Below are 22,212 nucleotides of genomic sequence, written 5' to 3' on the forward strand. Positions count from 1 at the left end.
TCCCGCGCCTTAGGGAACTCCCGCTCGTTAAGGGAGGGGAGGGCCCGTTTTCCGTTCGGGGCGGGCGGCGAAATCCGACTGAGGAGTGGATGTGGGGGACGTGGCGGTAGGCGCACGATCCGGACGCGACGAGGGTGAGGAGCGGCCGGACGACGCCGTCGGGCACGAGGCCGAGGAGGACGGAGCGAAGGCGCGACCGCACCGCTCGTTCTGGAAGGAGCTTCCGCTCCTGATCGGCATCGCGCTGCTGCTGGCCCTGCTGATCAAGACCTTCCTCGTCCAGGCGTTCTCGATCCCTTCCGACTCGATGCAGAACACCCTGCAGCGCGGGGACCGGGTACTGGTCGACAAGCTGACCCCGTGGTTCGGCTCCGAGCCCGAGCGGGGCGAGGTCGTCGTCTTCCACGACCCGGCGAACTGGCTGTCCGGCGAGCCCACCCCGGAGCCGAACCTCGCCCAGCAGTTCCTCAGCAAGATCGGCCTGATGCCGGACGCCGCCGAGAAGGACCTGATCAAGCGGACCATCGCCATCGGCGGGGACACGGTCGAGTGCAAGAAGGGGGGACCGGTCGTCGTCAACGGCAAGGCGCTCGACGAGCCGTACATCTTCCCCGGCAACACCCCCTGCGACGACGCCCCCTTCGGTCCGATCACCGTCCCCAAGGGCAAGATCTGGGTGATGGGCGACCACCGCCAGAACTCCCAGGACTCCCGCTACCACATGCAGGACTCCACCCACGGCTTCGTGCCCGTGGACAAGGTCGTCGGGCGGGCCATCGTGGTCGCGTGGCCGATCACCCGCTGGTCCACCCTCCCGATCCCGGAAACCTTCGACCAGCCGGGCATCGGCAACCAGGCCGAGGCGACCGCGCTCGGCCTCGGCGCCGCCGGGCTGACGCCGGTCGGACTGGGGCCGGCCGCGCTCGGGCTCACGGGCGCAGTACCGCTGGTCATGTGGCGCCGCCGGAGGCTGACCAGGGGCCGTACCGCCGGGTAGGGTGCCGCCCAGGTCGACGATCTCCGACGTGGGGGCGCTGCAATGGGCGGAACAAGGGCAATACGCAGTGGCAAGGACGGCCACGGTGGTCTCGGCAACGTGTTGTCGGGCATCGCCGTGGCCGTCGGCTTCGCGCTCTTCCTCGGCGGTTTCGTCTGGGGGGCGCTGGTCTACCGGCCCTACACCGTGCCCACCGACTCGATGATGCCCACGGTGCTGCCCGGGGACCGGGTGCTGGCCCAGCGCATCGACGGCGGCGAGGTGCGCCGTGGGGACGTGGTCATCTTTACTGATTCCATGTGGAGCGATCTGCCCATGGTCAAGCGGGTCGTCGGCGTCGGCGGCGACACCGTGAAGTGCTGCGGCGCGGGCGGCGAGCTCAGCGTGAACGGCACCGCCCTCGACGAGCCGTACGCCGACCACACCAAGCCCGACTCGGGACTGGCGATGCCGCCCGGGCAGGCCGCGGCCCCCGGGACCCCCTTCGAGGTGACGGTTCCGGAGGGCAACCTCTTCCTGCTCGGTGACCGCCGGGCCGCGTCCGTGGACTCCCGGGCCCACCTCCAGGAGGCCGGGCAGGGCACCGTGCCCCGGTCCACCGTCAGCGCCCGTGTCGACGCCGTGGCCTGGCCCTCCATGTCGATGCTGGAGCGGCCCCGTACGTACGAGGCGCTGCCCGGCGGAACCTCCCGGCCCGGGCCGCTGCGGCTCCAGGCCGTGATCGTGGCGGCGGGCGCCGTACTGGTGCTGCTGGGAGCCGCGTACGGGCCCCTCGTACGGGTTCTGGGGCGCGGGCGGAGGCGGGAGCGGGCCGGTGTCCACTGACCCGTCGGGGGCCGCGTCCCCGTCCCCCGGCCCGTCCCCGTCGCCCGTCCCTTCCCCGGGCCCGCCGCCCGGTCTCCGGAAGGTGTCGCGGCTGATCCTGCTGGACCCGGCGGACCGGATCCTGCTGCTGCACGGCTTCGAACCGGCGGATCCCGCCGACGACTGGTGGTTCACCCCGGGCGGCGGGCTCGAGGACGGTGAGAGCCGCGAGCAGGCGGCGCTCAGGGAACTGGCGGAGGAGACGGGGATCACACAGGTGGATCTCGGGCCGGTGCTGTGGCGCCGGTACTGCTCCTTCCCCTTCGACGGACGCCGCTGGGAACAGGACGAGTGGTACTTCCTGGCCCGAACCGCCCAGACGGAGACCGAGCAGGGCGGGCTCACCGAGCTGGAGCGGCGCAGTGTCTCCGGAGCCAGGTGGTGGACCTCCGAGGAACTTCTGTCGGCACGTGAGACGGTGTACCCGACCAGACTCGCCGAGCTGCTCCGTACGCTGCTCGACGACGGTCCTCCGGGTGCGCCGGTGGTCCTGGCCCCGGAAATCGTTTAGGGGCGCGGGGGCCTGGCGCACAATAGGGGGACGCACGGCTGAAGGGGAACATGCCATGAGTGCCGAGGACCTCGAAAAGTACGAGACCGAGATGGAGCTGAAGCTCTATCGGGAGTACCGCGACGTCGTCGGGCTGTTCAAGTACGTGATCGAGACCGAACGTCGTTTCTACCTCACCAATGACTACGAGATGCAGGTGCACTCGGTCCAGGGCGAGGTCTTCTTCGAGGTCTCCATGGCCGACGCCTGGGTCTGGGACATGTACCGGCCGGCCCGGTTCGTGAAGCAGGTGCGGGTGCTGACGTTCAAGGACGTGAACATCGAGGAGCTCAACAAGAGCGACCTCGAACTGCCGGGCAGCTGATTTCTCCGCCGTACGGGTGACCGGGTTATCCACAGCGGCGGAGTTGTCCACCAAGATCCACAAGGTGGGCGGGGGCGCGCGATCGTCGGTACCGGAGGTGGTGCCGGATGAACGCGAAGGGCGTGGCACAGCAGGCATTGGGGCGGTACGGCGAGGACCTCGCGGCGCGGCGGCTGGCCGAGGCCGGGATGACCGTGATCGCGCGGAACTGGCGGTGCCGCGGCGGGGAGATCGACATCGTCGCCCGGGACGGTGACGCCCTCGTCGTGTGCGAGGTGAAGACCCGCCGGGCGGGGACCTTCGAACATCCCATGGCCGCCGTGCGGCCCGGCAAGGCCGAGCGCTTGCGCCTGCTCGCCGGGCGATGGCTCGCCGACCACGGCGGACCGCCGCCGGGCGGGGTGCGCATCGACCTGGTCGGAGTCCTGCTGCCGCGGCGCGGTGCGCCCGTGGTGGAGCACGTCAGGGGGGTGGCCTGATGGGATTCGCCCGAGCCTGTTCGGTGGCCCTGGTGGGCGTCGACGGGGTGGTGGTGGAGGTCCAGGCGGACCTGGAGCCCGGGGTCGCGGCCTTCACGCTGGTGGGGCTCCCCGACAAGACCCTGGTCGAGAGCCGGGACCGGGTGCGGGCCGCCGTGGTCAACTCCGGTGCGGCGTGGCCGCAGAAGAAGCTCACCGTCGGGCTCAGCCCGGCCTCCGTCCCGAAGTCGGGAGCGGGCTTCGACCTGGCCGTCGCGGCCGCCGTGCTCGGCGCCGCCGAGGTGGTCGACCCGGCCGCGATCGCCGATCTCGTCCTGATCGGAGAGCTCGGGCTGGACGGCCGGGTGCGCCCGGTCCGCGGGGTCCTCCCGGCGGTCCTCGCCGCCGCCGAGGCCGGATACCGGCAGGTGGTGGTCCCGCAGCGGTGCGCCGCCGAGGCCATGCTGGTGCCGGACGTCTCGGTGCTCGGCGTGCGCAGCCTGCGCCAGCTGATCGCGGTGCTGACCGGCGAACCGGTTCCCGAGGAGGAGCCCCCGGAACCGCCCGGCCGCCCCGACCCGATGCTGGCCGGCCTGGTCCTCCCCGGGGCCGGCCTGGGCACCGGCCTGGCGCCCGGCCGCTCCGGCCAGGGCGACGCCGGGGACTTCCCCGACCTCGCCGACGTGGCCGGGCAGCACACCGCGCGCCGGGCCCTCGAAGTGGCGGCCGGCGGGGGGCACCACCTCTTCCTCAGCGGGCCTCCCGGGGCCGGCAAGACCATGCTGGCCGAACGGCTCCCGTGGATCCTGCCGCCGCTCACCCGCCAGGAGTCCGTGGAGGTCACCGCCGTCCACTCGGTGGCCGGGATCCTCCCGCCCGGCGAACCGCTCGTCGTCCGGCCGCCCTACTGCGCGCCGCACCACTCGGCGACCATGCAGTCGCTGGTGGGCGGCGGCAGCGGGGTCCCCCGGCCCGGGGCCGTCTCGCTGGCCCACCGGGGCGTCCTCTTCCTGGACGAGGCCGCCGAGTTCCACAGCCGGGCGCTGGACGCCCTGCGGCAGCCGCTCGAATCGGGTCACGTGGTCATCGCCCGGGCGGCCGGGGTGGTACGGCTGCCGGCCCGGTTCCTCATGGTCCTCGCGGCGAACCCGTGCCCCTGCGGGCGCCACACCCTGCACGGGGCCGGCTGCGAATGCCCGCCGTCGGTGATCAGGCGCTATCAGGGCAGGCTGTCCGGCCCGCTGCTCGACCGGGTGGACCTCAGGGTGGAGGTCGAGCCCGTGACCCGGTCCGACCTGCTCGGGCAGGGCGGCCGGGGAGAGTCCACCGCGGCCGTGGCCGACCGGGTCCGGGAAGCCAGGGACCGCGCGGCGGTCCGGCTCGCGGACACCCCGTGGCGGCTCAACTCCGAAGTGCCCGGACAGGAGTTGCGCACCCGGTGGCGGGCCGCCCCCGGAGCGCTGGCACAGGCCGAGCGGGACCTGGAGCGCGGGCTGCTCACCGCACGCGGGCTGGACCGGGTGCTGCGCGTCGCCTGGACCGTCGCCGATCTGCGGGGGCGCGACCGGCCCGACGCGCTGGACGTGGCCGTGGCCCTGGAACTGCGCACCGGCATCGCCCGCGGTGCGACCCTGACGGCGGGGGCCGGGCCATGACGGGGCCGGGGGACACCGAGCCGACGTCCGGCGGCCCGGGTGCCGGGGGCGGGGCCATCCCGGCCGGGGGCGCGGAGTGGGAGCGGGAGCTGCTGGCCAGGGCGGCGCTGACGCGGGTGCTGGAGCCCGGGGAGGAGCGGGGCGGGCGCTGGCTGCGGGAGTACGGGGCGGTCGGGCTGATACGGAGGCTGACCGGGCCCGAGGCGCAGGCTCCGGCGGGGGTGGGGGCCGAGCGGCTCGACGGGTACCGCGGACGGGCCGCGCTGGCCGAACCCCGGCGGGACCTGGCGGCGGCCGCCGCGTCGGGGGGCCGGTTCGTATGTCCCGGGTCGGCGGAGTGGCCCACCCAGCTCGACGATCTCGGGGACGCCCGGCCCGTGGGGCTGTGGCTGCGGGGCCGGCCGAACCTGCGGACCTGGGCGCTGCGCTCGGTCGCCGTGGTCGGGGCCCGGGCCTGTACCCCGTACGGGGCGCACATGGCCCAGACGCTGGCCGCCGGGCTCGCCGAGCGGGGCTGGGTGGTCGTCTCCGGAGCCGCGTACGGGATCGACGGCGCCGCGCACCGAGGGGCCCTCGCCTCGGGCGGAGCCACCGCGGCGGTGCTCGCCTGCGGGGTGGACGTCGCCTATCCCCGCGGACACGCCGGGCTCCTCGGCCGGATCGCCGGGCAGGGGCTGGTCCTGGGCGAGTTGGCACCCGGAAGCCATCCCACCCGGAGCCGGTTCGTCCTGCGCAACCGGGTCATCGCCGCCCTCACCCGCGGCACGGTCGTGGTGGAGGCCGCCCACCGCAGCGGTTCGCTGGTCACCGCCCGGCGGGCCCAGGAGCTCGGGAGGTTCACGATGGGCATCCCCGGACCGGCCACCAGCGGACTGTCCGCCGGGGTGCACGAACTGCTGCGGGGCGATGCCGTGCTCGTCACCGACGCGGCGGAGGTGGTCGAACTCGTCGGCTCCATGGGCGAGCTGGCCCCCGAGCGGCGCGGACCCGTGCTGGCCCGGGACTTGCTGGACGGGGAGACCGGCCGGGTGCTCGACGCGCTCCCGGCCGGGCGGGCGGTCCGGGCGGAGGAACTGGCACGTGCCTCCGGCAACGGCACCGATGAAGTCATCGGCAGACTGTACGAACTTCACTCTCTGGGGTTCGTCGAACGGCAGGGCGACGGCTGGCAGTTGGCCGGACAACCGGCTGGAGGCGGCACACAAACCGGGGCCGACCGGCGAGGCGGTCGTTGACCTGGGGCGTTCCGGTGAAAGAGTGAGCCCGATGAGAAACGCCGCGAGACGCGGTCCTCCCGGTGGCAGTCGCCGGGACCGTGTGCCAGGCGCCGGTCCCGGGTCGCCCGTGCGAGTCGGGGCGCCCTTGTGTCCCCGCGCCATCCCGTACTCTTCGCGCACCGCGACACTCCCGTCACGCTACGCTCCCAAGGAATCCGGCTCCGGCAAAGGCGAAGCATGCCCCAGCACACCTCAGGGTCCGACCGCGCTGCGGTGCCCCCCGCTGCCCGCGGCAGTGGGCGGTCCACCGCGCCCTCGTCCCTGGAGGTGCTCTGGCGCTCGTACAAGGACTCCGGTGACGAGCGGCTGCGGGAGCAGCTGATCCTGCACTACTCGCCGCTGGTCAAGTACGTGGCCGGCCGCGTGAGCGTGGGGCTGCCGCCCAACGTGGAGCAGGCCGACTTCGTCTCCTCCGGGGTGTTCGGCCTGATCGACGCCATCGAGAAGTTCGACATCGACCGGTCGATCAAGTTCGAGACGTACGCGATCACCCGGATCCGCGGGGCGATGATCGACGAGCTGCGCGCTCTGGACTGGATCCCGCGCTCGGTCCGGCAGAAGGCGCGGGCCGTGGAGCGGGCCTACGCCACGCTCGAGGCCCAGCTGAGGCGCACTCCGACGGAGACCGAGGTCGCCGGGGAGATGGGGATCGGCGTGGAGGACCTCCACACGGTTTTCAGCCAGTTGTCCCTGGCGAACGTGGTCGCCCTGGAGGAGCTGCTGCACGTCGGCGGGGAGGGCGGCGACCGCCTCTCGCTGATGGACACCCTGGAGGACACCGCAGCCGACAACCCCGTGGAAGTGGCGGAGGACCGGGAGCTGCGGCGCCTGCTGGCGCGGGCCATCAACACCCTTCCCGAACGGGAGAAGACGGTGGTCACCCTCTACTACTACGAGGGGCTCACACTGGCCGAGATCGGCAACGTGCTGGGCGTCACCGAGAGCCGGGTCAGCCAGATCCACACCAAGTCGGTGCTGCAACTGCGGGCGAAGCTCGCCGATGTGGGGCGGTGAGCTTGCGGCACCTCCGTAGAGTGGAGACGTGCCCAGGATTCGAGCGGCCTCCGTGGCCGAGCACCGGTCGATGCAGCGCGGCGCCCTGTTGGACGCCGCGCGTTCCCTGCTGTCCGAAGGCGGGACGGAGGCGCTGACCTTCCCCGCCCTGGCGGAGCGGACCGGGCTCGCCCGGTCCTCCGTGTACGAGTACTTCCGCTCCCGCGCGGCCGTGGTCGAGGAGCTGTGCGCGGTGGACTTCCCCGTGTGGGCCGCCGAGATCGAGGCCGCCATGGAGCAGGCCGAGTCGCCCGAGGCGAAGATCGAGGCCTATGTGCGCAGCCAGCTCGGCCTGGTCGGCGACCGGCGGCACCGGGCGGTGGTGGCCATCTCGGCCAGCGAGCTCGACGCCGGCGCGCGGGAGAAGATCCGCGCGGCCCACGGGGGGCTGATCGCGATGATCGTCGAGGCGCTGGGAGCCCTCGGGCAGGAGCAGCCGAGGCTCGCCGCGATGCTGCTCCAGGGTGTCGTGGACGCGGCCGTGCGCCGTATCGAGCTCGGCGCGGCCGAGGACCCCGAGGTCATCACGGAGACGGCCGTGACCATGGCCCTGCGGGGCGTGCGGGGCTGACGCCGCCGGGCCCGGTGTGCGGCAGGAGCCGCGGGGTCGGGCGGGGGACGAGGGTGAGCGGGTTGAGGTAGGTCTCGCCCGCCAGGAGGCCCCAGTGCAGGCACGGCGCCGGGCAGTGGGAGCCCTCCGTGAGGACCGCCACCACCTGCCCCGCCGCGACCGCCTCGCCCTCCGTGACCAGCGCGCGGACCGGCTCGTACGTCGTGCGCAGTCCGTTCGGGAGGGTGAGCGAGAGGACCCCGCGGCCCGCGACCGGGCCGGCGTGGTGCACCCGGCCCGGGCCGACGGCCCGGACCTCCGTGCCCACCGGGGCGGACAGGTCCACGCCCCGGTGCCCGGCCGCGTACGGGGTGGCCGGAGGATCCCACCAGCGCGCCACGGACAGGGGCGCGGGCAGCGGCCGCACCCCGGGGACGGCGGCCTGGACCAGGGTCAGCAGCAGGCTGAGCAGCAGTGTCGTCATGGCGCTCAGGGTCCCGTGGACGGCCGTCCGGCGGGACGCCCTGTGGACAGCCCGCCGGGTGTGGACAACGGCGTCACCCGGCATACCGCCGGGTCCCGTACACTTCTTGTGGCGATCCGGGTCACCGGGTCGACTTCGCACGCCCCAGCACCAGCCGGAAACGGCCAGGTGAGAGCGTCTCTCGGTCCCTATCGGGGCAGGGCGCGGCGGGGCGTCAGGAACCAAACCGAGAAACCAAGGAGATGGCCATGGCCGTCGTCACGATGCGGGAGCTGCTGGAAAGCGGCGTCCACTTCGGTCACCAGACCCGCCGTTGGAACCCGAAGATGAAGCGCTTCATCTTCACGGAGCGCAACGGCATCTACATCATCGACCTGCTGCAGTCGCTGTCGTACATCGACCGCGCCTACGAGTTCGTGAAGGAGACCGTCGCGCACGGTGGCTCCATCATGTTCGTCGGTACCAAGAAGCAGGCCCAGGAGGCCATCGCCGAGCAGGCGACGCGCGTTGGTATGCCGTACGTCAACCAGCGGTGGCTGGGTGGCATGCTCACCAACTTCTCCACCGTCTACAAGCGCCTCCAGCGTCTGAAGGAGCTTGAGGCGATCGACTTCGAGGACGTCGCCGCCTCGGGTCTCACCAAGAAGGAGCTCCTGGTCCTCTCCCGCGAGAAGACCAAGCTGGAGAAGACCCTCGGTGGTATCCGCGAGATGTCGAAGGTCCCCAGCGCCGTCTGGATCGTCGACACCAAGAAGGAGCACATCGCCGTCGGTGAGGCGCGCAAGCTCCACATCCCGGTCGTCGCGATCCTCGACACCAACTGCGACCCCGACGAGGTCGACTACAAGATCCCGGGCAACGACGACGCGATCCGCTCCGTCACCCTGCTCACCCGCGTGATCGCCGACGCCGTCGCCGAGGGCCTCATCGCCCGTTCCGGTGCCGCGACCGGTGACTCGAAGCCGGGCGAGAAGGCCGCCGCCGAGCCGCTCGCCGAGTGGGAGCGCGACCTGCTCGAGGGCGACAAGAAGGCCGACGACGCCGCTGAGGCCGCTCCGGCCGAGGCCGCCGCCGAGACCGTCGAGGCCCCGGCCGCCGAGGCCACCGAGGCTGTCGAGGCCCCGGCCGCCGACGCCGAGCAGGCCTGACCCACTGAGAGCGCCCGGCGTTCACGCGCCGGGCACTCGCAGCACGGACGATGACGGCGGGGGAGCCGCGCCCGAGGCGCGGCGCCTCCGCCGTTCACCCGTAGATCTACGACTTCGAGAGAGAATCACAGACTCATGGCGAACTACACCGCCGCTGACGTCAAGAAGCTCCGCGAGCTCACCGGCGCCGGCATGCTGGACTGCAAGAACGCGCTCGTGGACGCCGACGGTGACGTCGAGAAGGCCCAGGAAGCCCTCCGCATCAAGGGTCAGAAGGGCGTCGCCAAGCGCGAGGGCCGTTCTGCCGAGAACGGTGCCGTCGTCTCCCTCATCGCCGACGACAACACCTCCGGTGTCCTCGTCGAGCTGAAGTGCGAGACCGACTTCGTCGCCAAGGGCGAGAAGTTCCTGGCCGTCGCCAACCAGCTGGCCGCCCACGTGGCCGCCACCTCCCCGGCCGACATCGAGGCGCTGCTCGCGTCCGAGATCGAGCCCGGCAAGACCGTCACCGCTTTCGTCGACGAGGCCAACGCCAACCTCGGCGAGAAGATCGTCCTGGACCGCTTCGCGCAGTTCACCGGCGGTTACGTGACCTCGTACATGCACCGCACGATGCCCGACCTGCCGTTCCAGATCGGCGTGCTGGTCGAGCTCGACAAGGAGAACGCCGAGGTCGCCCGCGGCGTCGCGCAGCACATCGCCGCGTTCTCCCCGCAGTGGCTGTCCGCCGAGGACGTCCCGGCCGAGAAGGTCGAGTCCGAGCGTCGCATCGCCGAAGAGGTCACCCGCGCGGAGGGCAAGCCCGAGGCTGCCATCGCGAAGATCGTCGAGGGTCGCGTCAACGGCTTCTTCAAGGAGGCCACCCTCCTCGGCCAGCCGTACGCGCTGGACAACAAGAAGTCCGTCCAGAAGGTTCTGGACGAGGCCGGTGTCACCCTGAAGCGCTTCAGCCGCATCAAGGTCGGCATCTGAGTCCGTCCGTACACGACGGACACCGGACCCCGGTAGGGTCTGAGGCAGTCGCCCGCGCTTGCGCGAGGCGACCGCAGATCTGACGAGGAGGCCATTGCCGCAGAGGGAACCGCAAGGACCCACCGGCAATGGCCTTCTTCGTATGTGCACGAGGAGATCTCCATGAATCAGGGCGTGGACCCCCACACCGCATCCGACGACAAGAGCGACCAGGACAAGAAGGGCCGCCGCTTCATGCTGAAGCTGTCGGGCGAGGCCTTCTCGGGTGGCAGAGGACTGGGCGTCGACCCCGACGTCGTCCACGCCATCGCGCGCGAGATCGCCGCGGTGGTCCGTGACGGCGCGGAGATCGCCGTCGTGATCGGCGGCGGAAACTTCTTCCGCGGTGCCGAGCTCCAGCAGCGCGGCATGGACCGGGCACGGTCCGACTACATGGGCATGCTCGGCACCGTGATGAACTGCCTCGCCCTCCAGGACTTCCTGGAGAAGGAGGGCATCGACTCCCGCGTGCAGACCGCCATCACCATGGGCCAGGTCGCGGAGCCGTACATCCCGCTGCGCGCCGTACGGCACCTGGAGAAGGGGCGCGTCGTCATCTTCGGCGCCGGCATGGGCATGCCGTACTTCTCCACCGACACCACGGCCGCCCAGCGCGCCCTGGAGATCGACGCCGAGGCCCTGCTCATGGGCAAGAACGGGGTCGACGGGGTCTACGACTCCGACCCGAAGAAGAACCCGGACGCGGTGAAGTTCGACGCGCTGGAGTACGGCGAGGTCCTCTCCCGCGACCTGAAGGTCGCGGACGCCACCGCCATCACGCTGTGCCGCGACAACAAGCTGCCGATCCTCGTCTTCGAGCTCCTCGCCGAGGGCAATATCGCCCGCGCCGTCAAGGGTGAGAAGATCGGCACGCTCGTCAGCGACCAGGGAACCCGGGCCTGAGCAGTCCGCTGCCGGACCGAGCCCGGACCGGCCCCGCCCGTCATGCCCGCCTGAACCATCCATTCAAGACATGCAGGAGCACGTGGTGACCGAAGAGATCCTCCTCGAGGCCGAGGAGAAGATGGAAAAGGCCGTCGTCGTCGCCAAGGAAGACTTCGCCGCGATTCGCACCGGTCGTGCGCACCCGGCGATGTTCAACAAGATCGTGGCGGACTACTACGGCGCCATCACGCCCATCAACCAGCTCGCCTCCTTCTCGGTGCCCGAGCCGCGCATGGCGATCGTGACCCCGTTCGACAAGAGCGCCCTGCGCAACATCGAGCAGGCCATCCGCGACTCCGACCTCGGTGTCAACCCGAGCAACGACGGCAGCATCATCCGGGTGACCTTCCCCGAGCTGACGCAGGACCGCCGCAAGGAGTACATCAAGGTCGCGCGCACCAAGGCCGAGGACTCGAAGATCTCGCTGCGCGCCGTCCGCCGCAAGGCCAAGGACGCCCTTGACAAGCTCGTCAAGGACAAGGAGGCCGGCGAGGACGAGGTGCGCCGCGCCGAGAAGGAGCTCGACGACACCACCGCGAAGTACGTCGCGCAGGTGGACGAGCTCCTGAAGCACAAGGAAGCCGAGCTCCTCGAAGTCTGATGAACGACTCTTCCTGGCAGCCGGAGCCGGTTCCGGCGGGTCCCGCATACGATGCGCAGGTGGGCCCGCACACTCGGCCCATGCCCATCGTGCCCGATGCCGCCGGCCGTGACTTCGACGACCGGGAAGCACGCGATCGGGGGGCCGCCGCGGACGGCGGCCCCCTCTTCCGCGCCGAAACGCCGCCGCAGGAGCCCATGCCCAGCCCCCCGCCCCCGCCTTCGCAGGCCCCGCAGGACGCCTCGCCCCCGCCGCCGAAGAAGCGGGCGGGGAGGGACCTGCGCGCTGCCATAGGTGTCGGTGTCGGCCTGGGCGCGGTGATCTTCGCCTCGCTGTTCATCGTCAAGGCGGTGTTCGTCGGCGTCATCGTCGTGGCGGTCGTCGTCGGCCTGTGGGAGCTCACCTCCCGGCTGCAGGAGAAGAAGGGCATCAAGGCCCCGCTGGTCCCGCTCGCCGTAGGCGGCGCGGCCATGGTCATCGCCGGATACGTCCGGGGAGCCGAGGGCGCCTGGGTGGCCATGGCCCTGACGGCCCTGGCCGTCCTGGTCTGGCGGATGACCGAGCCGCCCGAGGACTACCTCAAGGACGTCACGGCGGGCGTCTTCGCGGCGTTCTACGTGCCCTTCCTGGCCACCTTCGTCGCGATGCTGCTCACCGCGGAGGACGGGCCGCAGCGCGTGGTCACCTTCCTGGTGCTGACGGTGGTCAGCGACACCGGGGCCTACGCCGTCGGCTGGCGGTTCGGCAAGACCAAGCTCGCGCCGCGCATCAGCCCCGGCAAGACCCGCGAGGGGCTGTTCGGCGCGGTGGCCTTCGCGATGGCGGCGGGCGCGCTGTGCATGGAGTTCCTGATCGACGGCGGCTCCTGGTGGCAGGGCCTGCTGCTGGGTCTGGCGGTCGCGGTCAGCGCCACGCTGGGCGACCTCGGCGAGTCCATGATCAAACGTGACCTGGGCATCAAGGACATGGGCACCCTGCTCCCGGGCCACGGCGGCATCATGGACCGGCTGGACTCGCTGCTGCCGACCGCCCCGGTCGTGTGGCTGCTGCTGGCGGCCTTCGTCGGCACCGGCTGACCGGGGCCGCGGAACCCGTCGGCACCGGCCGGCCCCCGCGGAGCGGGTTATCCTAAAAGGCGCGCCACTCGCGAGTGGCGCGCCTTTGCCGTTCTCCGCGACTGCGGGGACGGCCCGTGAGAGGTCTCCAGGCTCCAGTCGAGCCGTGGTCCGCTCCGCACCGGCGGAGCAGCGCGCCCGGACCTCGCCCCATCGAGGAGTATCCGATCATGGCCCGCCCCGTTCCGGGAGAGCTCACCTTCGTCGCGCCCCGAGGCGCCAAGAAGCCTCCGCGGCACCTCGCCGACCTCACTCCTGCCGAGCGCCGCGAGGCGGTGGCCGCGATCGGCGAGAAGCCGTTCCGGGCCAAGCAGCTCTCGCAGCACTACTTCGCGCGGTACGCGCACGATCCGGCCGAGTGGACCGACATCCCGGCGGGCTCCCGCGAGAAGCTCCAGCAGGAGCTGCTGCCGGACCTGATGTCCGTCATCCGGCACATCTCGTGCGACGACGACACCACCCGCAAGACCCTGTGGAAGCTGCACGACGGCACGCTCGTCGAGTCCGTGCTGATGCGCTACCCCGACCGGGTCACGATGTGCATCTCCTCACAGGCCGGGTGCGGCATGAACTGCCCGTTCTGCGCCACCGGCCAGGCCGGCCTGGACCGCAACCTCTCCACCGCCGAGATCGTGCACCAGATCGTCGACGGCATGCGCGCGCTGCGCGACGGCGAGGTCCCCGGCGGCCCGGCGCGGCTGTCGAACATCGTCTTCATGGGCATGGGCGAGCCGCTGGCCAACTACAACCGCGTGGTCGGCGCCATCCGCCGGCTCACCGACCCGGAGCCCGACGGCCTCGGCCTGTCGCAGCGCGGCATCACCGTCTCCACCGTCGGCCTGGTCCCGGCCATGCTGCGCTTCGCCGACGAGGGCTTCAAGTGCCGCCTCGCGGTCTCGCTGCACGCCCCCGACGACGAGCTGCGCGACACGCTGGTGCCCGTGAACACCCGCTGGAACGTGCGCGAGGTCCTCGACGCGGCCTGGGAGTACGCCGAGAAGTCCGGCCGCCGGATCTCCATCGAGTACGCCCTGATCCGCGACATCAACGACCAGGCCTGGCGCGGCGACCTGCTGGGCCGGCTGCTCAAGGGCAAGCGCGTCCACGTCAACCTGATCCCGCTGAACCCGACCCCGGGCTCCAAGTGGACCGCCTCGCGGCCCGAGGACGAGAAGGCCTTCGTGGAGGCCATCGCCCGGCACGGCGTGCCCGTGACCGTACGGGACACCCGCGGCCAGGAGATCGACGGCGCCTGCGGCCAGCTCGCGGCCTCGGAGCGCTAGTTTCCGCCTCGGGACGTCCGTATTCGGCCACGGGGTACCCTGTGGCCGAACCAATTTCATATTCCGACAGGGGAGCGCCACAGCGCTGAGAGTGCGGTATCCGTCATCCGCAGACCCTCTGAACCTCGCCCCGGTCATTCGGGGTAGGAAGTTCGGTCACCACTCATGCTGTTGCGCCCTGCCCGGCGTCCGCTCCGAGAGAGCGCCGGGCAGGGCCGCGTCTTCTCCTGGTCATCCAGGAGGAATCACCAGTGAGCACCACCAAGAAGATCGCGGGCGCGGCGCTCGCGGCCGCGCTGGGCGTCACCACGCTCAGCGCCTGCGGCGGCGGCGACGCCAAGGACAAGACCGCGGGCGCGAGCGACGCCCCGAAGTCCACGACCGTCACGCTCGTCTCCCACGACTCCTTCAACGTGACCGACGCGGTCCTGAAGGAGTTCGAACAGCAGAGCGGCTACACCGTCAAGGTGCTGAAGTCCGGTGACGCCGGCGCCGCGCTGAACCAGGAGATCCTCACCAAGGGCTCCCCGCGCGGCGACGTCTTCTTCGGCGTGGACAACACCCTGCTCTCGCGCGCCCTCGACAACGGGATCTTCACCCCGTACGAGGCCAAGGGCCTGGCCGACGTGAAGCCGGAGTACGTCCTCGACAAGGAGCACCGGGTCACGCCGGTCGACTCCGGCGACATCTGCGTCAACTACGACAAGGCCTACTTCGCCGACAGGAAGATCGCCCCGCCGCAGACGCTGGACGACCTGATCAAGCCGGAGTACAAGAACCTGCTGGTCGCCGAGAACGCCGCGACCTCCTCGCCCGGCCTCGGCTTCCTGCTCGCCACCGTCGGCAAGTACGGCGACGAGGGCTGGAAGGACTACTGGAGCAAGCTCAAGGACAACGGCGTCGAGATCGTCGACGGCTGGGAGCAGGCCTACAACGAGCGCTTCTCCGGCTCCGCGGGCGGCAAGAAGGCCAAGGGCGACCGCCCGCTGGTCGTCTCCTACGCCTCCAGCCCGCCGGTCGAGGTGCTGTACGCCGAGCCGCAGCCGGCCGAGGCCCCGACGGGTGTCGCCACCGGTACCTGCTTCCGCCAGACCGAGTTCGCGGGCCTGCTCAAGGGCGCGAAGAACGAGGCGGGCGGCAAGGCCCTCGTGGACTTCCTGATCAGCAAGAAGTTCCAGGAGGACATGCCGCTCCAGATGTTCGTGAACCCCGTGACGAAGGACGCGGCCCTGCCGGAGCTGTTCACCAAGCACGGAGCGGTGGTCGAGAAGCCCGAGACCGTGGCTCCCGAGACCATCGCCAAGAACCGTGAGCAGTGGGTCAAGGCATGGACCTCGCTCGTCGTGAAGTAGGCGGCACCAAGGGCACGGGCGCGGCGTCGGGGGGCGCCGCGCCGGTCCCCGGCTCCGGCGAAAGCGGGCGGGCCACGGCCGTACGGCTCGCCCTGATGGCCGTGCCCCTCGCCTTCTTCGGACTCTTCTTCGCCTACCCCGTGGCCGCGATCGTCGGCCGCGGGCTGAAGACCGACGCCGGCTGGCAGTTCGGCCGGATCGGCGAGGTGCTGACCCGGCCCGACATCGCCGACGTGCTGTGGTTCACCACCTGGCAGGCGCTCGCCTCCACCGCGCTCACCCTGCTGATCGCACTGCCCGGCGCCTACGTCTTCGCGCGCTTCGAGTTCCCCGGCAAGCAGCTGCTCCGGGCCCTGGTGACCGTCCCCTTCGTGCTGCCGACCGTGGTGGTCGGCACCGCCTTCCTCGCGCTGGTCGGCCGGGGCGGGCTGCTCGACGAACTGGCCGGCGTCCGGCTGGACACCACGGTCTGGGCGATCCTCCTCGCGCACGTCTTCTTCAACTACGCCGTCGTCGTCCGGACGGTCGGCGGGCTGTGGGCCCAGCTGGACCCGCGTCAGGAGGAGGCCGCCCGGGTGCTGGGCGCCGGCCGGTTCGCCGCCTGGCGGCGGGTGACGCTGCCCTCGCTGGCCCCGGCCGTGGCCGCCGCTTCGCTGATGGTGTTCCTGTTCACCTTCAGCTCCTTCGGGGTCGTACTGATCCTGGGCGGGCCCGCCTACTCCACCCTGGAGGTGGAGGTCTACCGGCAGACCGCGCAGCTCCTGGACCTGCCCACGGCCGCGGTGCTGACGATGGTGCAGTTCGCGGCGATCGGCGGGATCCTCGCCGTGCACGCCCGGACCGTGCGCAGGCGGGAAACCGCGCTGCGGCTGGTCGACCCGGGGCGCACCGCGCACCGGCCGCGCGGATGGGCGCAGCGCAGCCTGCTGGGCGGGGTGCTGCTGACGGTCGCCCTGCTGATCGTGGCCCCGCTGGCGGTGCTGGTGGAGCGGTCCTTCGACGCACCCGGCGGCTACGGCCTCGGCTTCTACCGGGCGCTCCAGGAGGTGGGCGCGGGCGGCGGAACCTTCCTGGTGCCGCCGCTGGAGGCGATCTGGAACTCCCTGCAGTACGCGCTCGCCGCCACCGTCATCGCCCTGCTGATCGGCGGGCTCGCGGCCGCGGCCCTGACCAGGCGCGGAGGCCGGTTCGTACGGGGCTTCGACGCACTGCTGATGCTTCCGCTCGGGGTGTCCGCCGTGACCGTGGGCTTCGGTTTCCTGATCACCCTGGACGAGCCTCCGCTGGACCTGCGGACCTCGTGGATCCTGGTGCCGCTCGCGCAGGCCCTGGTGGGCGTGCCGTTCGTCGTGCGGACCATGCTCCCGGTGCTGCGCGCGGTGGACGGGCGGCTGCGGGAGGCCGCGGCCGTGCTGGGCGCTTCCCCGCTGCGGGCCTGGCGGGAGGTGGACCTGCCGCTGGTGCGGCGGGCGCTGCTGATCGCGGCGGGCTTCGCCTTCGCCGTCTCGCTCGGGGAGTTCGGCGCGACCGTCTTCATCGCCCGGCCGGACCACCCGACGCTGCCGGTGGCCGTGGCGCGGCTGCTGGGACGGGCCGGGGAGATGAACTACGGGCAGGCGATGGCCCTGAGCACGATTCTGATGCTGGTGTGCGCGGTGTCCCTGCTGGTGCTGGAGCGACTGCGTCCCGACAAGACCTCGGGAGAATTCTGATGACACTGCTCCGGCTGGACGGGGTGTCGGTCCGCTTCGGTGAGCGCGCGGTCGTGGACGAGGTGGACCTGGAGGTCGCCGAGCACGAGACCGTGTGCGTGCTCGGGCCGAGCGGGAGCGGCAAGTCGACCCTGCTGCGGGTGGTCACCGGGCTCCAGCCGGTGTCCGCGGGCCGGGTGGCGCTGGGCGGGGCCGACCAGGCCGGCGTGCCCGTGCACCGGCGGGGCGTGGGCCTGATGTTCCAGGACCACCAGCTCTTCCCGCACCGGGACGTCGGCGGGAACGTCGCCTTCGGCCTGCGGATGCGGGGCGCGGGCCGCGGTTCGTACGAGGCCCGGGTCGCGGAGCTGCTGGAGCTGGTCGGCCTCCCCGGCGCCCAGAACCGCGCGGTGGCCTCGCTGTCCGGCGGCGAGCAGCAGCGCGTCGCGCTGGCCCGCGCTCTGGCCCCCTCGCCGCGGCTGCTGATGCTGGACGAACCGCTGGGCCAGCTGGACCGGGGGCTGCGGGAGCGGCTCGTGGTGGAGCTCCGGCAGCTGTTCGCCCGGCTGGGCACGACGGTCCTCGCCGTCACCCACGACCAGGGGGAGGCCTTCGCGCTGGCCGACCGGGTGGTGGTGATGCGGGACGGCCGGATCGCGCAGGCCGGGAGCCCGCTGGAGGTGTGGCAGCGGCCCGCGTCGGAGTTCGTGGCACGGTTCCTCGGCTTCGAGAACGTGGTCCCGGCCGTCGTCTCGGGGACGGCGGCCGGGACCCCCTGGGGCAAGGTCCCGGTGCCGGAGGGGTCCCCCGAGGGGGAGCGGCGGCTGCTGATCCGCCCGGCCGGGGTGGTCCTGTGCGCCGCCGGCCTGCGCTGCGAGGTGGTGTCCCGCACCTTCCGCGGCACGCACGTCGCCCTGCTGCTGCGGCCGGAGGCGGGGCCGCTCCTGGAGGCGGAATGCGGACTGGAGGGGGCGCCGGCGGCGGGCGACCGGGTCGCCGTGACCTTCACCCCGTCCGAGGTCGTCCTCCTCCCGGCGGACCCGGGGCCGGAAGAGACGGGCTAGGGACGGCCCGGGGACGGCCTAGGGACGGATGCCGTCACAGGCGATCGGCAGGTGGCGCGGGCCGCGCAGGACCGCGTTCTGACGGTACGGCGGCGGGTCCTCCAGCAGGCGGGGGTTCTCCAGCCGGCGGGCGAGTTCGCTCAGGGCGAGCTGCGCCTCCTGGCGGGCGAGCGGCGCCCCGAAACAGCTGTGGATGCCGCTGCCGAGGCCGAGGTGCTGGATGTCCTTGCGGTCGGGGTCGAAGCGGTCCGGGTTCTCGAACCGCTTCGGGTCACGGTTCCCGGAGGCCAGGATCAGCCACAGGGAAGCGCCCTTGGGGATGGTGACTCCGGCGACCTCGATGTCGGACAGGGTGGTGCGCTGGGGGAGCAGCTGCACGGGCGGCTCGTACCGCAGCAGCTCCTCGACGATGGGGACGGACAGGCCCGGGTCCTCGCGGAGCCGGTCGAGGACGTCCGGGTGGCGCAGCAGGGTCAGCATGCCGTTGGTGATCAGGTTGACGGTGGTCTCGTGGCCCGCGATCAGCAGCAGCGCGGAGGTGCTGAGCGCCTCCATGGTGGTCATCGACCCGTCCGGGCCGTCATCGGTCGCCAGCTGCGACAGCATGTCGTTCCCCGGGTTCTTGCGCCGCTCCTCGATCAGCCCGGCCAGGTACATGCCCAGTTCCATCCGGGCGTCCATCGCGCCCTTGCCGTGCTGGGTGGGGTCCGCGTCCGGGTCCGGGTCCAGGCTCGCGGCGAGGGTCTCCGCCCAGACGTGGAACTTCGGTTCGTCCTCGCGGGGCACGCCGAGCAGCCGGCAGATGACCGTGACCGGGAACGGGTACGCGAACTGGTCCACGAGGTCGACGCGGTCCAGGTTCCCGCGGGTGGCGATGGAGTCGATGAGCCCGGAGACGAGCCCCCCGAGCTCGTCGCGCATGTCGTGCACCCGGTGCGGTGCGTGCGGCGGCCCGAAGGGCCGGTTCGTCATCCGCCGCAGCCGGTCGTGGTCCGGCGGGTCGAGCTTGAGGAAGGACGGCGGCAGGGCCGTCCCCGTCCCCTCGTCCTCGGACTGGCCCAGCGGGTCGTTCCCGGTCGACTTCAGGTTCTTGGCGTCGGAACTGATCCGCGGGTCGTGCAGCAGGCTCTGGATCTCGTAGTACGTGCTGACCACGTAGGGGCCGTCCCCGTCGTGGGAGACCGGGGTCTTGCGGAGCTCCTCGTACAGCGGGTACGGGTTAGCGCGGTTCGCGTAGTCGATGATCTCCCGCAGGATGGCTTGTGTCATGACGGGTCCTCGTGATCCTCGGGGGAGGGCGCGGTGGGGTCTCGGGCGCGGTCGGGGGCAGGGTCAGGCGCGCCCGGGGACGAAGGTCATCTTCCGGTCGGCCGGCGAATAGCCGCTGAGGGTGATGGTCGGTCCGTGCGTCGGCACCGAGGGGTCGGGGAAGTCCGCCGGAACCGGCTTGCTCCCCTCCGGCCTGCGGTCCACCGTCGAGAACTCCGGCGGGAACGGCGCGTTGGCCTCGATCTGGTGCTCGTAGAACGGCAGCCACCGGCAGTTGTCGAAGGTCACCGCGGCGATCACGCGCCCCTGGTACCCGTACACGGCCGCGAACCTGCGCTCCGCGAGCGAGCCCTGCATGACGAGGAGCTCGGTCCCCATCGGCGGTACGCCGACCGACTTGATGTTCACCCCGAACTGCGAGGACCAGAACGCCGGCACCCACAGGTGGGGGCGGCGGTCCGCGCTCTCGCTGAGCATGTTGTGCGCGGCGGTGTCGGCCTGGGCGACGGCGTTGCCCCAGTGCTCCAGCGACAGGAACTGGTAGCCGAACAGGGCGTGCGGGGAGCGTGCCACGTCACCCGCCACGTAGATGTCGTCGGTGACGATGCCCCGGATGTCGAAGGCCCGGCAGCCCGCGTCGCAGGCGATGCCCCGGGGGCCCGCACCCAGCCCGGACCCGGCGAGCCATTCGGTGTTGCGCTGCGCGCCGAGCCCGACGACCACCACATCGGCCTCCACGGTGGACCCGTCGGAGAAGTGGGCGGCGCGGACCCGTCCCGAGGGGTCGCCCTCCAGCCCGGTCACCATCACCCCGGTGCGCAGGTCGACGCCGTTCTCGCGGTGCATCCCGGCGGCGATCTCGCCGATCACCCCGCCGAGCGCGCCGACCAGCGGCGCCGCGCCGCGTTCGGCGACGGTGACGTCCAGGCCGCGCTCCCGGCAGGCGGAGGCGATCTCGGAGCCGGTGAAGCCGGCTCCGATGACGAGCACCCGGCGCGGGCCGGCGGCCAGGGCCTGTTGCAGCCCTTCGCCGTCGTCGCGGGTGCGCAGGACGAAGACTCCCTTGAGGGCGCCCTCCTCCGCGTTGGGCCAGGGCCGCGCGCGGACGCCGGTGGCGATCAGCAGCCGGTCGTACTCGACCTCGTCGCCGTTGCCGAGGCGGACCCGCCGGGCGGCCATGTCCAGGCCGGTGGCGGGTACCCCGAGGCGCCAGTCGGCGTCGATCGCCCGGCGGCGGGGCAGCGCCGTGTGGTCGGCGACCGCATTGCCCAGCAGGACCTGCTTGGACAGCGGGGGCCGGTCGTACGGCTCGTACGGTTCGTCGCCGATCATCGTCAGCGAACCGGCGAAGCCCTTCTCGCGCATGGTCTCGGCGGCCCGCAGACCGGCCAGCGAAGCGCCGACGACGACGATGCGCCCCTCGCGCTTGAGCCGCGCCAGGGCCCCGTCGTGTGCTCCTCCACCCTTCACCGCGCGCCTCCGGAGGGAGTCCCGGCCACGGCGTCCGGCGACGGCACACCGGCCATGTCCTCGTCCGTGAGCTCCAGCAGGATCGCGCCGACCGGGCAGGCGGCCACGGCGCGTTCGACGTTCTCCCGCTGTTCGGCGGCCGCCTCCGGGTTGTAGAGGAGCGACTCGTCGCCGTGCATGGCGAAGACGTCGGGAGCGAGGAAAGCGCACTGGGCGTATCCCTGGCAGCGGTTGAGGTCGACGACAAGCCTCATGACGGTTCTGCCTTTCCCTCGGCCGTACTTCCCCGTCACCCCCGTACCCCCGCGGATCCTCCCCTTCCCACCAGCATGCACGCGGGGCCCACAGGCCGCCCGCCGGAGTGTGAATGCGCAGGTCAGGATGGGTCAGGAGGACCGGGGCGGGCCACGTCGGGGGCCGTACGGGCGGTGCCGCGCCGGGCCCGCAGGACATGCACGCTGATGATCAGCGCCCAGGCCGGGAACAGCAGCTCGGACCAGGGCATGCCGGAGCCCGCGACGAGCAGGACCAGACCGACCACGGTGCCCAGCAGGGCCAGTGACCGCGGGAAGACACCGAGCAGCCGCCCGATGGTCGAGGTGGCCAGGACGAACACGGCGGCCACCCGCATCCCGTACGTCGACAGCAGGGTGTAGGCGAAGTGGCGGCCGAAATCGGAGGGCGTGGCCTCGTCCAGCACGGTGCCCGCCGCCGCGGCGGCGGCGAACAGCGTCGCCACGAAGACGAAGCCGCTGCCCAGGAACACGGTGGCGATGAACCGGTCCTCGGCCTCACCCGTGTGCGCGCGCAGGGCGCCCATGAACCACAGGAAGAAGATGCCGGCGAAGGGCACGATCTCCAGGGCCACCTGGACGGCCCAGCGCCGGTCCGGGGCGATGGGTGCGACGGCGGCGTCGCCCGACGGGACGGCGATCCGCATCAGGACGATCGCCGCCGCGAGCAGCAGGGCGAAGGCGATTCCGGCGAGCCCGGCCGCGCGCGGTGTTTTCAGCGGATCGGTCGTGGCCTCCATGGGCCCCTCGCTCTCTC

The 22,212-nt window shown here is 72.0% G+C and carries 23 protein-coding genes; 18 read left to right on the top strand and 5 right to left on the bottom strand.

All coding sequences use genetic code 11. The features are described 5' to 3' along the window. Positions 1–100 precede the first annotated feature (100 nt). From lepB (ACTVZO_RS29205) to ACTVZO_RS29245, 9 genes are all read left to right on the top strand, one after another. A complete protein-coding gene (gene lepB / locus ACTVZO_RS29205) occupies positions 101–997 on the top strand; it encodes a signal peptidase I (RefSeq protein WP_443301160.1) in 897 nt (298 codons plus the stop codon). Positions 998–1,039: 42 nt separating this feature from the next. Next, on the top strand, positions 1,040–1,822 hold the full coding sequence (gene lepB / locus ACTVZO_RS29210; protein WP_443301161.1) for a signal peptidase I: 783 nt from the start codon (positions 1,040–1,042) through the stop codon (positions 1,820–1,822). Between the two features lie 82 nt (positions 1,823–1,904). Next, entirely contained in the window at positions 1,905–2,372 is a 468-nt protein-coding gene (locus tag ACTVZO_RS29215; protein WP_443301162.1) for an NUDIX hydrolase, read from the top strand. A gap of 55 nt (positions 2,373–2,427) precedes the next feature. Then, positions 2,428–2,736, top strand: a complete 309-nt coding sequence (locus tag ACTVZO_RS29220) for a DUF2469 domain-containing protein (RefSeq protein WP_005311352.1) — start codon at positions 2,428–2,430, stop codon at positions 2,734–2,736. Positions 2,737–2,843: 107 nt separating this feature from the next. Next, positions 2,844–3,215: a YraN family protein gene (locus ACTVZO_RS29225; RefSeq protein WP_443301163.1), complete on the top strand. Its 372-nt coding sequence runs from the start codon at positions 2,844–2,846 to the stop codon at positions 3,213–3,215. Beyond that, entirely contained in the window at positions 3,215–4,849 is a 1,635-nt protein-coding gene (locus ACTVZO_RS29230) for a YifB family Mg chelatase-like AAA ATPase (protein ID WP_443301164.1), read from the top strand. The genes ACTVZO_RS29225 and ACTVZO_RS29230 overlap by 1 nt, the downstream gene beginning before the upstream one ends. Then, on the top strand, positions 4,846–6,084 hold the full coding sequence (gene dprA / locus ACTVZO_RS29235; protein WP_443301165.1) for a DNA-processing protein DprA: 1,239 nt from the start codon (positions 4,846–4,848) through the stop codon (positions 6,082–6,084). Before ACTVZO_RS29230 ends, dprA begins: the two co-directional genes overlap by 4 nt. 219 nt (positions 6,085–6,303) lie before the next feature. Then, entirely contained in the window at positions 6,304–7,140 is an 837-nt protein-coding gene (whiG, locus tag ACTVZO_RS29240; RefSeq protein ID WP_443301166.1) for an RNA polymerase sigma factor WhiG, read from the top strand. A gap of 52 nt (positions 7,141–7,192) precedes the next feature. After that, positions 7,193–7,750, top strand: coding sequence for a TetR/AcrR family transcriptional regulator (locus ACTVZO_RS29245; protein ID WP_443303301.1), 558 nt, complete (start codon positions 7,193–7,195; stop codon positions 7,748–7,750). Here ACTVZO_RS29245 and ACTVZO_RS29250 read toward each other — a convergent pair. Next, complete coding sequence (locus ACTVZO_RS29250; protein ID WP_443301167.1) at positions 7,704–8,213, bottom strand: M23 family metallopeptidase; 510 nt, start codon at positions 8,211–8,213, stop codon at positions 7,704–7,706. The genes ACTVZO_RS29245 and ACTVZO_RS29250 overlap by 47 nt on opposite strands. A 248-nt stretch (positions 8,214–8,461) precedes the next feature. On the opposite strand from ACTVZO_RS29250, the gene rpsB reads away from it, so the two are divergent. The 9 genes from rpsB (at position 8,462) to ACTVZO_RS29295 (ending at position 18,423) form a co-directional block, all read left to right on the top strand. Beyond that, on the top strand, positions 8,462–9,361 hold the full coding sequence (rpsB, locus tag ACTVZO_RS29255) for a 30S ribosomal protein S2 (protein ID WP_384231869.1): 900 nt from the start codon (positions 8,462–8,464) through the stop codon (positions 9,359–9,361). 135 nt (positions 9,362–9,496) lie between these two features. Further along, on the top strand, positions 9,497–10,333 hold the full coding sequence (tsf, locus tag ACTVZO_RS29260) for a translation elongation factor Ts (protein WP_384231867.1): 837 nt from the start codon (positions 9,497–9,499) through the stop codon (positions 10,331–10,333). A 162-nt stretch (positions 10,334–10,495) separates the two neighbouring features. Beyond that, positions 10,496–11,275, top strand: coding sequence for a UMP kinase (gene pyrH, locus ACTVZO_RS29265; RefSeq protein WP_073913371.1), 780 nt, complete (start codon positions 10,496–10,498; stop codon positions 11,273–11,275). An 85-nt stretch (positions 11,276–11,360) separates the two neighbouring features. Then, complete coding sequence (frr, locus tag ACTVZO_RS29270; RefSeq protein WP_383800871.1) at positions 11,361–11,918, top strand: ribosome recycling factor; 558 nt, start codon at positions 11,361–11,363, stop codon at positions 11,916–11,918. After that, on the top strand, positions 11,918–12,994 hold the full coding sequence (locus ACTVZO_RS29275; RefSeq protein ID WP_362302606.1) for a phosphatidate cytidylyltransferase: 1,077 nt from the start codon (positions 11,918–11,920) through the stop codon (positions 12,992–12,994). The genes frr and ACTVZO_RS29275 overlap by 1 nt, the downstream gene beginning before the upstream one ends. 209 nt (positions 12,995–13,203) lie before the next feature. After that, on the top strand, positions 13,204–14,316 hold the full coding sequence (gene rlmN / locus ACTVZO_RS29280; RefSeq protein ID WP_443301168.1) for a 23S rRNA (adenine(2503)-C(2))-methyltransferase RlmN: 1,113 nt from the start codon (positions 13,204–13,206) through the stop codon (positions 14,314–14,316). Positions 14,317–14,567: 251 nt separating this feature from the next. Further along, positions 14,568–15,668, top strand: a complete 1,101-nt coding sequence (locus ACTVZO_RS29285; RefSeq protein ID WP_443301169.1) for a thiamine ABC transporter substrate-binding protein — start codon at positions 14,568–14,570, stop codon at positions 15,666–15,668. A 95-nt stretch (positions 15,669–15,763) separates the two neighbouring features. Continuing rightward, complete coding sequence (locus ACTVZO_RS29290) at positions 15,764–17,380, top strand: ABC transporter permease (RefSeq protein WP_443303302.1); 1,617 nt, start codon at positions 15,764–15,766, stop codon at positions 17,378–17,380. After that, positions 17,380–18,423 carry an ABC transporter ATP-binding protein gene (locus ACTVZO_RS29295; RefSeq protein ID WP_443301170.1) on the top strand — a complete coding sequence of 348 codons (1,044 nt, stop codon included), beginning with the start codon at positions 17,380–17,382 and terminating at the stop codon, positions 18,421–18,423. Before ACTVZO_RS29290 ends, ACTVZO_RS29295 begins: the two co-directional genes overlap by 1 nt. Positions 18,424–18,441: 18 nt before the next feature. Here ACTVZO_RS29295 and ACTVZO_RS29300 read toward each other — a convergent pair whose 3' ends face one another. The 4 genes from ACTVZO_RS29300 to ACTVZO_RS29315 all read right to left on the bottom strand — a co-directional run bounded on the left by ACTVZO_RS29300 (position 18,442) and on the right by ACTVZO_RS29315 (position 22,195). After that, positions 18,442–19,692, bottom strand: a complete 1,251-nt coding sequence (locus ACTVZO_RS29300) for a cytochrome P450 (protein WP_443301171.1) — start codon at positions 19,690–19,692, stop codon at positions 18,442–18,444. A 63-nt stretch (positions 19,693–19,755) separates the two neighbouring features. Beyond that, positions 19,756–21,162, bottom strand: a complete 1,407-nt coding sequence (locus ACTVZO_RS29305; protein WP_443301172.1) for an NAD(P)/FAD-dependent oxidoreductase — start codon at positions 21,160–21,162, stop codon at positions 19,756–19,758. Further along, positions 21,159–21,416, bottom strand: a complete 258-nt coding sequence (locus ACTVZO_RS29310) for a ferredoxin (protein ID WP_443301173.1) — start codon at positions 21,414–21,416, stop codon at positions 21,159–21,161. Before ACTVZO_RS29310 ends, ACTVZO_RS29305 begins: the two co-directional genes overlap by 4 nt. Before the next feature lie 122 nt (positions 21,417–21,538). Beyond that, entirely contained in the window at positions 21,539–22,195 is a 657-nt protein-coding gene (locus tag ACTVZO_RS29315; RefSeq protein ID WP_443301174.1) for a hypothetical protein, read from the bottom strand. Positions 22,196–22,212: the final 17 nt, after the last annotated feature.

The sequence above is a fragment of the Streptomyces sp. IBSNAI002 genome (assembly GCF_052244475.1).
GTDB lineage: Bacteria > Actinomycetota > Actinomycetes > Streptomycetales > Streptomycetaceae > Streptomyces.